Below are 13618 nucleotides of genomic sequence, written 5' to 3' on the forward strand. Positions count from 1 at the left end.
TACATCAGGCCAGGGTTTCTCGCATACGCTGAAGATCCTGTTCAGTATCTACGCCACCGGGCACTTCTGCGCAGGCATCCGCTACGTGAATCTCTTGGTCGTGGTAAAGAAAACGCAGCTGCTCCAGAGCCTCGAACTTTTCTAGCGGGGCCATAGGCCAGGAGACAAACTGGCGCAATAGCGCAACACGGTAAGCATAGATACCAATATGGCGACGAGGTTCCAAGCCCCTTGGCAGTTCACTGCTATCCATCGCAAAGGCATCTCTGGGCCATGGGATTGGCGCTCGTGAAAAATACCTGGCCAGCCCGGACTCTGTTGTCACTACCTTGACGATATTCGGGTTGCGAAAATCCTCCACTGAGGTGATGGGTTCCGCCAGGGTTGCAACGCCGGCTCGCTTGCTAGCCGCCAGGTTTTCAGCTACTTGATTTATCACCTCGGCGGGTATCAAAGGTTCATCGCCCTGCACATTGACCAAAATGCGGTCCTCGGCAAGGCCCAGGTTCTGAGCCACCTCCTGCAGTCGGTCAGTTCCCGAGGCATGCTCGGCAGATGTCATACACACCTCGGCGCCGAAGCCATGGGCCACCTCCGCTACACGCATATCATCGGTGGCGATAACCACCCTCTGGGCATCGCTCTCACGGGCACGCAAATAAACATGCTCCACCATCGGCTTGCCGCCGATATCAGCCAAGGGCTTGCCTGGCAGGCGACTGGAGCCATATCGTGCGGGAATAATGACATCGAAAGAAGAGTTATTTTTCATTTTCACTAAACTGTTGCAGGTGCTTGTGCACCTTTTGGTAAAAAAGATCTGGCAACTTGGCCCGAACCTCGAGCGCCCACCAGTGACTCTCCCAGAAATCGCGACATTTCACCGCATCTTTCATGGTCATAATCACGGGGGTTTCCCCATCGAAGTGCAGTTCCTGGGGGCTGAATTGATGATGATCGTCAAAAGGTTGCTCTGTCACCTCGAACCCTAGCGCTTGCAGTGACCGGAAAAACCGCTTGGGATTACCGATCGCTGCCACCCCGTGGCAAGGCCCGACTTCAGGCCCTGACGGCAGGCGCAATGTGGAGGTTTGGTCGAGGTTAAACTGGTGCCAACAGGAAGGCTCGAGTGTCATTTCAAACTCTAAAAGCCCACCACACTGATCCCTGACTTTGGCTTCTGGCTCTCCATTACTAACCAGCATGTCGACGCTTTGCAGGCGTGTCACCGGTTCCCTCAGAGGTCCTCTGGGCAGCATATGGCCGTTACCCAAACCGCGATGACCATCAACCACACAAATTTCATAGCTGCGCCACAAACTATAGTGCTGTAGCCCATCGTCAGACAAAATAACATCGCACTGGTGATAGTCGATCAGGGCCTGCGCCGCCTCGGTGCGATTAGGGGAAACCATCACCGGCACACCAGTGATCAAGTGCAGCATCAACGGCTCATCCCCGGACTCCAGGGGGTGGGATTGGGCAGTCACCTGATAGGGATATTTTTCTGCACGACCACCATAGCCACGGCTGATAATCCCCGGATTGCGACCCCGCTCCTTCAGCCAGCGAGCCAGCTCCGCCACCAATGGCGTTTTACCCGCACCGCCAACGGTGATGTTACCGATGACGATGACAGGAACTGATAAGGGCTCCGGTGGAGTGCGAGAACTCATTACCCGGCGCCGCTTGCTCACCCCCCCATAGAGCAATTCCAGCGGAGTGAGCAGGGAGAGCGAGCGACCTTCACCCTTTTCCGGGTACCAGCGCTTGTTAAACCAGTCTTCCAGTGACATCCAGGTGCCCTACCCCATTGTTTGCTGCTGTAACAGAGATGCGTATCGACCACCCTGGGCGAGCAGCTCTGCGTGATTCCCGCTCTCTACAATTCGACCTTTCTCCATCACCAGGATGCGATCGGCATTCTCGATCGTACTCAGGCGATGGGCGATAACAAACGTAGTGCGGTTTTTCATGACTTCAGCCAGAGCCGCCTGAATATGGCGCTCCGATTCATTATCCAGTGCTGAGGTGGCCTCATCCAAGATCAGTATGGGCGCATCCTTAAGCAGGGCGCGGGCAATAGACAAACGCTGGCGCTGGCCGCCAGAGAGCATCTGCGCATTATCCCCCAGAACCGTATTCGCCCCCTCAGGTAGCTCTTCAATAAATTGAGCTGCATGTGCCTGCTCCATAGCACGCAGAACATTTTCCTTGGGTGCATGTTCCAATTCACCGTAGGCAATATTGCGATATACAGTGTCGTTAAACAGCACGATATTTTGGGAAACCATACTGATATGGCGGCGCAACTCTTTAAGAGGCACCTTGGAAATATCAGCCCCATCGACCAGGATACGTCCACCTGTCGGCTCGTAAAACCTAGCCAGCAGACTTACCAGCGTGCTCTTGCCGGAGCCAGATGCACCCACCAGGGCCACCGTTTCTCCCGGATTTACCGCGAAACTGATGTCGGAGAGTACTTTGGGTGCTGCCGGGTCATAGCTAAACTCAAGCCCTTCAAAAGCTACTGTGCCATTCACAGGCTTAGGTAGCTGAGCTTCACCATCCTGGGGCTCTCTGGGAGCATCCATTACTTCAAAGATACTCTCCGCTGCCGCAATACCCTTCTGGATATCGGCAAAAATTTCGGAAAGGCTGCGCACCGGCTTGGCCAGGGATGCAGCCGCACCAATATAGGCGGCAAAAACCCCAGCAGTCATGGACTCAACCATACCCGGTGCCAGAGCCAGCCAGACAATAGTTGCGGTAGACAAACCAACCAGTATCTGAATCACAGAAACACTGGCATTGTTTGCTACTACGAGCTTCATAAACTGCCGACGGTTATTGTCACTGGCAGAGAGGAAGCGGGATTTCTCGTAATCCTGCCCCCCATACATCCGCACCACTTGATAGCCATTGATCGCCTCCTGGGTGACATGGGTAACGTCGCCCATGGAATTCTGGATGCGATGGCTTAATTTGCGGAACCGCTTACCCACGATGCGCACAATAAAGGCGATCAAGGGGGCAAAAAGGAAGAAGGTTAAAGTCAGCTTCCAGTTCACCAGTAACAGGTAGGTCAAGAGACCGATTACCGTAAACGACTCGCGGAAGAGTACCTTCACCGCCTTGGTGATGGAGTTGGTTACCTGCTCAACATTGTATGAAACCTTTGAGATCAGGTAAGCGCCGGTATAGCGGTCAAAATAGGAGCTGGGGAGCTGGCCAATTCTCTCGAATAGCTGTGTTCGCAACTCATGGATCACTGCGCGGCCCACATAGGCTAAACCATAGCTGCCGACAAAATTGCCAATAGCCCTAAGGACAATAATCAGCAACATTGCGAGCGGTACAAGCCAACGAGCAGTCTCCTGGGGCATTACTCCGTCGGGGTAATAGGATGCTACAAACTTTGAGAGAAACCCGCGACTCTCTTGGATACCTGCCCCCACTGCATCGAGCAACAGCTCGGTCACAGCAATCAGGCTGACGCCCATGATCGAAAACAGGAAGAAGCCCAGTACCGCAACTCCGAAAATCGCCATGTGCGGGCGGGCATAAGTGAGCAATCGACGGTAAGTTTCCGCCCCATTTTGCGGTTTGCTGGGGGGCGCTTTTACTTTCTTCATACAGACCAATGAATGGACTCGCCCCAACTGGGGCGAGTGGGCACAGAAACCGAAGGTAAGTCAGCTCCCTACAGGGTTCCGCGCTAGTTTTCTTCCGGCTGCCGTGTAGTAATGCTTAGGTTGACAAAGCCTAGCTGTCCAGCGGCATCCATTGCCCGAACCACGGCTTGGTGATGAGCGGTGGCGTCGGCGGTTATCACAAGCGGGCGATTGTACTCGCCTGCGGAAACTTCCGACAGCGCAGATTTGAGGGTGTTGATCTTCTTATTGATCAAAGCTTGTCCATCTACTGAATAAGAACCATCAGCACTGATCAAAATCTCTACAGATTTTGGTTGGTCAACAGACTGTGGACCTGCTGCTTCAGGCAGGTTCAGCTTAAGATGGCTTTCCTTGGTAAAGGTTGTAGACACCATAAAGAAAATCAACAGCAGGAATACCACATCAATTAGTGGTGTCAGGTTAACCCCTTCCTGCTCTGTGGTTTGGCGGCGGAATTGCATCGCTTGCTACCCCGCTCAGGCTGCATCTTCGATTTTACGATCGCTGTGCAGAGCATCCACAAGCTTGACGGCTTCCTGCTCCATTGCCACAACAATCGTGTCAACGCGACGCTGGAAGTATCTGTGCGCCATTAACGCTGGGATAGCGACAGTCAGGCCAGCGGCAGTAGTGATCAATGCTTGGCTAATACCACCGGCCAGTACGCCTGCATTACCGGTACCTTCCACCATAATCGCAGTAAATACCTGGATCATACCGATCACAGTACCCAGCAAACCAATCAGCGGTGCTACGGCAGCAATCGTGCCCAGAGCACCTAGGAATCGCTCCAGTTCATGCACAACCTGGCTGGCAGTTTCCTCGATGCTATCTTTCATTACTTCGCGACCGTGGCGGGAATTGGACAGGCCCGCAGCAAAAATTTTTCCCAGTGGGCTGGAATCGCGCAGCTCCTTCAATTTTTCCGCATTGACCTGGTTATTTTTAAGCCAGCCCCATACCTCACCTAATAAAGTACGTGGTGCAATATGCTGCGAGTGCAAAGTCCAGAAACGCTCGACACAAATAGCAATAACCGCTACAGAGCAAAACAGGATTGGCCACATCAGCAGGCCGCCGGATTTTATTATCTCAAACACTTTCTTAGCCCCAGAAAACCAGAGGGAATTTTTGGAAAATTATTACTGCGTCCTCGACGCAGAGCAGCACTTTATCACAGCTGGTGCCGGCGGCTAAGTCCTCCCACGCATCCTTATTCCCTGTTGTGACTCGCATACCAAAACCGTGGTGCCACACGAGCCTGTAAAATTTGCGGCTCTTGATCTCCAGCTCGCCAGAAAAATTCTACCGCTCCGCTCTCCGCAGTACTGAAAATACTGGCACCGATATTTTGATAGCGCTTCACAACATCGGTGTGTGGGTGGCCAAAGTGGTGACGGAAACCGGCACTAAATACAACCCGTTTAGGCCTGGCCCACTCGAGCAAAGCGGCCGATGAAGAAGAGCGGGAACCATGATGAGGCGCAATCAGTACGTCAACAGCGGGAAATTGTGGATACATTTTAGACAGTTGATATTCAACCTTACGACTGATATCCCCAGTAAGCAGTAAACGCACCCCCTGCCACTCAGCCAAAATTACACAGCTGTGATCGTTCTCCTCACCATCCAGTAATTCCTCTCCCTGTGCCGTTAAGGAAGGCCATAACCATCGAAATGATATATCTCCCAGTTGCTCTTCCGTTCCTGCCCGACACTGCTCAGTAATCGTGGCTGGCGATAATGGTAAATTGCTAGCTAAAGTCCCCGGAGCATAGAGCTTTTCTGCTTCAATGTTTCTAAGTAAACCCGCCACGCCGCCGGCATGATCCCTGTCACCATGGCTGACGATCAGCACATCGAGTTCACTACCTCCGCTACTCATCAAGTAGGGAGCCACTATCGAACCTCCCGCGCTCCAGCCCGAGGGGATTGAAGGCCCTGCATCGTAAACAATACGGCTTTTTCCGGTGCTGATAACTACTGACAACCCCTGACCAACATCCAGCACTGATAATTTCAAACGCTCATCTGCCGGTGCCAGTGTAGAAATCCAGGGCTGAGCAACTGGAAGAAAAAATAACCAGCCTAACTTGCGCCCTGGCAACCCTTTAGGCAGCAAAAGTAGCACCGCGCCAAGCCCGGCAATGACTATCGCCAATGCAGTGGAAGCAATCGCAAAACCACGAAACCCCGGTATCGAATGATCGACAATATTGAGCGCAGTCATCAGCAGATCCAATTGCCAACCTGCAAACTGCAGCAGCCAAACACCCAGCTGAGTATCAATAAATACAGCACCTAACATAAGTGATGGCAAAATAGACAGGCCCATCCAGGGAATCGCTACAAGATTGACCAATACACCTGAAAGGCTAAAGCCAGAAAAATATATTATCGATGGGATAAACAGGCCAATTGCAATCATCCACTGGCTTCGCAACAGCTGCCATAACGATAACGGGGAAAATCGGTGCTGCCATGAGGTTACAGCACCAGGGGCCTCAGCCTTCGGCCTCCATTGCGGCTCTCGACTTAAGCTAATTCGCCCACTGAACCCCAAAAGCAGACTCCCGACGGCCACAAAGGACAACCAAAAACCAGCACTGTAAAAAGCCAGTGGCTGCAGGGTAAGCACTATTGCCAGTGCCAATGAAAAAGCAAAACCCGCTCCCAGTCTGCGCCGCCAGTGCCAACCCAGTAATAGCACCCAGGTCATTACAAGCGCACGTTGCGCGGATAGAGGAACGCCGGCGATCAAGGTATAAATAAGGCTCGCCACCAAGGCGAGTCCTATCGCAATACCAAAACGGCTGGTACCCGTAAAAAGCCCAATCCCTTTTGCCAGTACGGTGCCCATCAACAAAATACAACCGGCCACCATGCCCACATGTAAGCCGGATATGGCAATAAGGTGGCCCGTACCTGTCCTTTTAAGCAGGTCGGTATCACCTTCGCTCAACTGACTGCGATCCCCAAGCAATAGCGCAGCTATCAGGTCCGGTCGTTGGATCGGTAACTGACTAATTAGGGAGCGCAATTCATCCCTTAACCCGATAATGCCATTCCCCTGCCCCAGCCACTGAGGAGGATAATCGCGGGGGCGAACATACCCTGTTGCCGTAATTCCCTCTCGCAAAAGCCAGCCTTCATAGTCGAATGTATGTGGATTAACGCTCCCCCTGGGAGTTCTCAATCGCACAGGCAATATCCATTGAGAGCCACCCCGCAGGCGAGCCAGAGCCTCACCGTCAATTCGATACCAGGTTAGGTTGAGAAGGTTTCCGATAGATAGCTCTGGCGGTGCTAACTGGCCACCCTCTTCACCTAAAGAACTAGAAACAATATCCACAACTCGAGCGCGAAAACGCACCGTTTGTGATTCTGAACTAGCGCCAAACCCTCCCCCCTCAGTTAATTCAGGCAGCGAGACCAGGTTCAACTGAAGTACGAAGTCCGCACCATGTGCACCGAGGGGGAGCCGGCGATCCAGCGATGCTTCATGAGAGTGGAGTGCCCAGGTCGCACCAATAAAGGAGAGAAAGATCAGAGCAAGGGGGCGCCAGCGGCGTATTACCACCCAGGCAAACAAGGCTAGAGAGAGATACAGTGCCCACAGAGTGCTTTCAGCGGGTAATCGGGCAGAACACCCCACCGCGATAATAGAAAGCGAGTAGACCCAAAGGTATGTGCTGGGCCCCGTGTAGCCGAGAATGCCTCTCGCCTTAGCCAGCAGGTGAGAAAGCCGCTGAATTCGCTCCCGAAAACTCCATAATTCCATCCCCAGCGCCATCCCTTACACCATCTTTTTGTTCAACTATTGACCGCTTTCACTCAAATCAACGATGATTGCGAACCGCCGCTTCAGGCGCCTAAAACCTTAATATAGCTAGCTAACCTGCCATTCATAGCACTGGCCAGTCACATATTTTTAAGAAAAATGCCATTTTTAACATGTTTGTCATATTCAAAACGCAGAATCCGCACCAAATCGAAAGGCAGCCAACTAGGACGACACGGAAGGCACCTTTCAACCCAAAACCATAAACTGTGCGAGACGATTATGAATAAGACCGCTCTCTCTCTGGCCATCGTTGCCATGGTACCTGCTCTGGCCAACGCCCAAGATGAAGGCGATGTACTCGACTTTTACGGCAAAGCCAACGTCACCTTCCAGGCTGCCGATGAAGGTGACGATTCCGTCACTGACGTTCAGAGCAACGCTTCCCGCCTGGGCGTTAAGGGTGAAATAGCCCTGACTGAAGGCGTTAAAGGTATCTACCGTATGGAATACGAAGTAGATATGGACGGTGACGCTGACGATACTTTCTCCCAGCGCAACATCTACGCAGGTCTGGAAGGCGGCTTTGGCCAGGTCATCGCTGGTAAGTTCGATACTCCCCTGAAAGTTGCCCAGAAGAAAGTTGACCTGTTCAACGACCTAGAAGGCGATATCAAGAGCCTGATCACCAGCAGCGATAACCGCGAAGAAGACGCACTTCAGTACACTACTCCTTCTTTCGGTGGCTTCAAAGCTTCTGCGGCTTTCATCAGCAACAAAGAAGAAGTTATTGACGAAACTACCGGCGAAGAACGCAACAACGGCGTTTCCATGTCTGTCGCTTATGACAACAACGGTGTTTACCTGGCCTACGCTATGGACCAGGACGTTGAAGGTCAGGACGTTGACGTTCATCGTTTTGTAGCTCAGTACAACATCGGCCCTGTACAAGTAGGCGCCCTGTTCGAAGAGCAAGATGCTGACGGCGGCGAAACTGTCGACGGCTGGATGAGCTCTGTTGCTTACAAACTGGACCAGTGGACTCTGAAAGCCCAGTACGGCCAGTCTGATATCAAAGAAGAAGGCGGCGAGACTTTCAGCCTGGGCGCAGACTACAAATTCAACAGCGCAGCCAAAATTTTCGGCTTCTACACCGACGAAACTGCTGACGAAGACTACGATCGCAGCTACGCCGGTATTGGTGTTGAATACAAGTTCTAATCATTCCTTAAATGTGGCGGTCCAAATTGGAAAGTGCGATTCTGCCGCTTGGGGAAGATTGAGCAGTAAAAAAGGCGGCCTTTGGCCGCCTTTTTTACTCTGGAATTTCCTAAGGAGCCTTCTAAATAACCAATAGATCCATAAAGCGATTAACTGACAACTGCTTTAATCCTTGAAGATCATTAATAGCTGCAAATATTTTGTTAGCCCGCCCTTGAGGGAATCGCGTAGCTAAATTACTACGGAACTTATCTTCCAATAACGGAATCCCCTCCCGTCGGCGACGGCGGTGTCCCATCGGGTATTCAACTTCAATCTTTTCTGATGCGTCACCACTTTTAAAAAATACTTGTACCGCACTGGCTATAGAACGCTTATCTGGGTCTAAATAATCTTTTGAGTAACCTTTATCTTCTATCACTTCAATCTTGTCCCGCAAGATATCGATCTCTTTGTGCTCGCGATGAAAATCGTCTTCATAAAAACCTGGCTGTAAGTCACCAAAAATAAGCGCCACTGCAACAATATATTGCAAACAGTGATCCCGATCTGCCGGATTATTTAATGGACCTGATTTAGTGATGATGCGAAGGGCTGATTCATGTGTGGTCACCACTACTTTAGTAATATTATCGATACGGTCTGCAACCTGTGAATGTAAAATGATTGCCGCCTCACAAGCTGTTTGACCATGAAACTCAGCCGGATAAGAAATTTTGAATAAGATATTCTCCATCACATAGGAGCCAAAACTTCTAGGGAACTGAAAACTGCACTCTGGTGGTGGTTTTAGTTGCTGCTCAGCATTCATCTTGCTAAAAAGGACATCATAAAAACCCCATTGCTTTGCCGTAAGTACTCCGGGCACCCCCATTTCTCCACTTATCGCCAAATCAGCCAAGCGAACCCCACGGGAACTGGCATCACCTGCAGCCCAGGACTTGCGTGATCCAGTATTCGGGGAGTGCCTATAGGTCCGCAATGCTCCACCATCCGCCCACGCCTGAGACACCGCGGCCATTACTTCCTCCCGCCCAGCACCTTTAAGCCAGGCAGCCACTGCGGCAGAAGCAACCCGCACCAGTAGTACATGATCGAGCCCAACCCGATTAAAGCTGTTAGACAATGCCAAGACACCTTGAATCTCGTAGGCTTTGACCATTGCTTCGAGTACCGCGCCCATTTTTATTGGGCTTCCCCCTTTAACTAATCGGCCTTGCGACAGGTGGTCACAAACGGCCAATATTGCCCCAAGATTGTCAGAGGGATGCCCCCATTCAGCCGCCAACCAAGTGTCGTTGTAATCGAGCCATCGAATTGTACAGCCGATATCCCATGCGGCTTTTATCGGGTCCAAGCGAAACCGGGTGCCAGGTACCCGGGCCCCATTCGGCACCCAGGTCCCCTCCACCCAGGGCCCTAACAGCTTTGTACATTCAGGGAAACTCAACGCCAGAAAGGCACACCCCAAGGAGTCCATCAGGCTTAACCGTGCTGTTTCCCAAGCATCACTGGAACCCACTTTGAAATGAAGCACATAATCTGCGATATCCTGTATCACCTGATCGTAATCGGGGCGGATATTCGGAGCGGGGTCAGCAATCATGATTGAATAGCCCGTGAAATTGTCGGAGGGCAAAACAGATGGAGTAAGATTAGCTGTTTCCTAAACTTCAGATAGTTAAACAAACGACCGAAGAATTCTATATTGTTAGGAATCTCTAAAAACAGGAATCAACCCACTTGCAACGAACTAGCGACCCAATAAAAAAGCTTCGATTCCTCAAAGAAACGGTATTACTCCGACAAGGGGATTCTGGTCCCCAGATTTATTTTATTCATGCCGGCTACGTCCTTATCCAAAAAGTGGACTACTGCGGCAACCTAGCCATTATCGATCTCTATGGGCCCGGATCATGGTTTGGACCAGGTCTAACTGGGAAAAACCTGGACATTCAAGCAACCGCCAAATCCGGCAGTGAGCTGGAAGTTACATCCATTCAACATCTAAACGCCATGATGGAGCGCCAATCACAGACCCACGATGGGCTATTGCAACAACTAGCCACAAGGGAATCTCAGCTTCAGCAACGTCTTTTCCTCCACATCACCGCCCCTTTACCGGTCCGGTTGGCCAATTTGTTAGCACAACTATTTAATTACCGGGGACAACCCTGTGGTCATGGACATCAACTCGACATCAAGTTGACCCAGTCCGAATTGGCCGCCATGGCCGGTGGCAGCAGGCAAACAGTCAGCCAACAGCTTAAACAGTGGAAGTCTGATGGAGTTATCGACTATACGCGCCAATATATCTGCCTTCTCGATCAAACCGTGTTAAAAGGCCTGGCAGAGAACCAAATATATGCGCCAGTGTCAGCCAGCTGACAGTTTTACCCTTCCCGCCTTCATATACTTTCCAGCAGCTGAAACCCGGGTATAGCTCTCCCACATCAACAGCAATGGAAAAGGATTATGCGCAGCGCCTACTTATTTACCTCTTTAGTTCTGACACTCGTATTGGGTATTTCTGCAAAGGCCGATGAAACCCTCAATTCAACCTATAAAAGCATGGTTGATAGCCAGGGGAATATTACTTTGCCGGATAATTACCGCCGGGAATGGGTCTTCCTGGGCTCCTATCAGGTAAAGTCCTCGAGTGGCGATGGATGGGATACTCATATTGTTTATACCCAACCCCAGGCAGTAGAAGGGTATCGCAAAAAGGGGAAGTTTCCCGATGGGACAGTTTTGGTAAAGGATGTTAGTAGCACCCAATCGGAGCCCTTAACCACAGGGTTGGCTTATTACTCCTCAGACCTTCAATTCACTTTTATGATGGTAAAAGACGATAACAACCGCTTCCCAGAAAACCCGGCATGGGCAGAAGGCTGGGGATGGGCTTTATTTAAGCCAGGAATAGCCAAAAGTGAAACTGAAACCTGGAAAGGCACCGGGCTTAACAACTGTTTTGGATGTCATTTGCCTGCCAAGAATAATGACTGGGTATACACACAGGGTTATCAGCAGGTCCTGCAGAACTAAAAAGTAAACAGCAAAAATCAGAGGTTAGAGGTCTATTATTCGGCTAGAGTAACAGCATAGATTCCCTCCATAACAGCTTATCACCCCCACCCCAGCGCTAATTGATTTATATCAATTAGCGCGATCTTGAATACCGTTAACATGCGGCCGCGTCCGACTATTCCACTATGAGTTTTTCCGTGTTTAAACCTGAGTTACTGTCCCCCGCAGGGACTTTAAAAAATATGCGATATGCGTTTGCCTATGGTGCCGATGCCGTTTATGCCGGCCAGCCCCGTTACAGCTTGCGCGTGCGCAATAATGAATTCAAAAATACTGAAACCCTGCGCCTAGGCATAGAAGAAGCACACCAGCAAGGAAAACAGTTCTATATCGCCTCCAATATCGCCGCCCACAACGATAAAGTTCGCAGTTACCTGCGGGACCTGGAAGAAATTGTCGAAATGGGACCTGACGCCCTGATTATGTCCGACCCAGGCCTGATTATGATGGTAAGGGAACGCTGGCCTGAACTACCAGTCCACCTATCCGTACAGGCCAATGCGGTAAACTACGCGACCGTAAAGTTCTGGCATCGCCAGGGGTTATCTCGGGTGATACTTTCCCGGGAACTGTCCCTGGATGAGATTGAAGAAATTCGCCAGAGAGTGCCCGAGATGGAGTTGGAAGTCTTTGTCCACGGTGCGCTCTGTATCGCCTATTCCGGGCGCTGCTTGCTATCCGGTTATATGACCCATAGAGATGCCAACCAGGGCGCCTGCACCAACTCCTGCCGCTGGCAATACCAAGCTCATGAAGCCAAAGAGAATGAAGTTGGCGAGTTGATTCATGTGCAAACCCAGGAACCTATCCAGCAACCCGCCCAGCAACCCACCTCCGCCAGTGAAAGTACTTCCCAGGCCTTTTTACTACAGGAAGAAGGTCGCCCTGGAGAATATATGCCGGCCTACGAAGATGAGCACGGTACCTACATCATGAACTCCAAAGATCTGCGGGCCGTACAGCACGTCAAGCGTCTCTCGGAAATGGGCGTTCACTCTTTAAAAATCGAAGGTCGCACCAAATCCCACTACTATGTGGCTCGTACTGCTCAGATCTATCGTCGCGCGATAGACGATGCTGCAGCAGGAAAAGACTTTGACATGAAGATGATGGACGAATTAGAAACCCTCTCGAACCGAGGCTACACGGAAGGTTTCTACCGTCGCCATCCACCAGCAGAATACCAGCAATATGAAAAGGGATTGATATCAACTCCGGGCCAACAGTTCGTAGGCGAGCTTATTGACGGCAGTCCTGAGTATTTGACGATTGATGTAAAAAATCGCTTTGAACGCGGTGATCAATTGGAGTTAATGACTCCCAGCGGTAGCTTGTTCTTCCCCTTGGAGCAAATGGAGAATACGGAAGGCAAAGCGATCGATGTAGCTCCAGGATCCGGGCATATCGTGCAAATACCTCGACCAGAGGGGGTTGATGACGATCAACTTCAACAGGCGCTATTGGTCAAAGCTCTGGGATAACCCTCGGCCTGTAATTTGCACTATGGCTTATCAAGCTCTTCGTTTTGCAAATATATTTTGTTAAAGGTGTAGTGGTTTAGACAATCTACCGGATTCACTAAGCCACGACACCTTTATTCCCACTACATCTCCACAATTTTACTTGTGAACCTATCCTCAAAATGCATTGGGTAATCGTTAAACCTCTCAAGTTACTGCCCACCTCATAATATTCAAACCATCCTGTATTTCCCCACCATTCACCGCAAGCAACTGGTTCTTGTACCAATTTTCCTGCATTTTCAGCCTCACCTAAAACCCTTTTAAAGCCCTGAGTTTTGATCACAAAAATATGCTCGACAGTACTAATTACAAGATAAAAACCCGCCCTC

12 protein-coding genes are annotated in these 13618 nt (G+C 50.8%); 4 read left to right on the plus strand and 8 right to left on the minus strand.

The window, feature by feature from the left end:
- Positions 1-4: 4 nt before the first annotated feature.
- From kdsB to ACJJI3_RS06060, 6 genes are all read right to left on the minus strand, one after another.
- Complete coding sequence (kdsB, locus tag ACJJI3_RS06035) at positions 5-772, minus strand: 3-deoxy-manno-octulosonate cytidylyltransferase (protein WP_444941846.1); 768 nt, start codon at positions 770-772, stop codon at positions 5-7.
- Positions 762-1796, minus strand: a complete 1035-nt coding sequence (lpxK, locus tag ACJJI3_RS06040; RefSeq protein ID WP_444912975.1) for a tetraacyldisaccharide 4'-kinase — start codon at positions 1794-1796, stop codon at positions 762-764. The genes kdsB and lpxK overlap by 11 nt, the downstream gene beginning before the upstream one ends.
- 9 nt (positions 1797-1805) lie before the next feature.
- Positions 1806-3635: a lipid A export permease/ATP-binding protein MsbA gene (gene msbA / locus ACJJI3_RS06045; protein ID WP_444917054.1), complete on the minus strand. Its 1830-nt coding sequence runs from the start codon at positions 3633-3635 to the stop codon at positions 1806-1808.
- A gap of 83 nt (positions 3636-3718) precedes the next feature.
- Positions 3719-4138: an ExbD/TolR family protein gene (locus ACJJI3_RS06050; RefSeq protein WP_444941847.1), complete on the minus strand. Its 420-nt coding sequence runs from the start codon at positions 4136-4138 to the stop codon at positions 3719-3721.
- A 15-nt stretch (positions 4139-4153) separates the two neighbouring features.
- Entirely contained in the window at positions 4154-4777 is a 624-nt protein-coding gene (locus ACJJI3_RS06055; RefSeq protein WP_413665667.1) for a MotA/TolQ/ExbB proton channel family protein, read from the minus strand.
- A gap of 113 nt (positions 4778-4890) precedes the next feature.
- Complete coding sequence (locus tag ACJJI3_RS06060) at positions 4891-7470, minus strand: DNA internalization-related competence protein ComEC/Rec2 (RefSeq protein ID WP_444941848.1); 2580 nt, start codon at positions 7468-7470, stop codon at positions 4891-4893.
- A 270-nt stretch (positions 7471-7740) separates the two neighbouring features.
- Here ACJJI3_RS06060 and ACJJI3_RS06065 point away from each other — a divergent pair, with 270 nt between their 5' ends.
- Complete coding sequence (locus ACJJI3_RS06065) at positions 7741-8679, plus strand: porin (protein ID WP_282932674.1); 939 nt, start codon at positions 7741-7743, stop codon at positions 8677-8679.
- 121 nt (positions 8680-8800) lie between these two features.
- On the opposite strand, the gene ACJJI3_RS06070 is transcribed toward ACJJI3_RS06065, so the two are convergent.
- On the minus strand, positions 8801-10285 hold the full coding sequence (locus ACJJI3_RS06070; protein ID WP_444941849.1) for a bifunctional 2-methylcitrate dehydratase/aconitate hydratase: 1485 nt from the start codon (positions 10283-10285) through the stop codon (positions 8801-8803).
- Positions 10286-10422: 137 nt separating this feature from the next.
- On the opposite strand from ACJJI3_RS06070, the gene ACJJI3_RS06075 reads away from it, so the two are divergent.
- The 3 genes from ACJJI3_RS06075 (at position 10423) to trhP (ending at position 13247) form a co-directional block, all read left to right on the plus strand.
- Positions 10423-11067, plus strand: coding sequence for a Crp/Fnr family transcriptional regulator (locus ACJJI3_RS06075; protein WP_444941850.1), 645 nt, complete (start codon positions 10423-10425; stop codon positions 11065-11067).
- 87 nt (positions 11068-11154) lie between these two features.
- Complete coding sequence (locus ACJJI3_RS06080; RefSeq protein ID WP_444941851.1) at positions 11155-11724, plus strand: cytochrome P460 family protein; 570 nt, start codon at positions 11155-11157, stop codon at positions 11722-11724.
- Between the two features lie 167 nt (positions 11725-11891).
- On the plus strand, positions 11892-13247 hold the full coding sequence (gene trhP, locus ACJJI3_RS06085) for a prephenate-dependent tRNA uridine(34) hydroxylase TrhP (protein WP_444941852.1): 1356 nt from the start codon (positions 11892-11894) through the stop codon (positions 13245-13247).
- A 97-nt stretch (positions 13248-13344) separates the two neighbouring features.
- On the opposite strand, the gene ACJJI3_RS06090 is transcribed toward trhP, so the two are convergent.
- Positions 13345-13572: a hypothetical protein gene (locus tag ACJJI3_RS06090; RefSeq protein ID WP_413665662.1), complete on the minus strand. Its 228-nt coding sequence runs from the start codon at positions 13570-13572 to the stop codon at positions 13345-13347.
- Positions 13573-13618 lie beyond the last annotated feature (46 nt).

It is taken from the genome of Microbulbifer maximicatervae (SeqCode), from assembly GCF_052466985.1.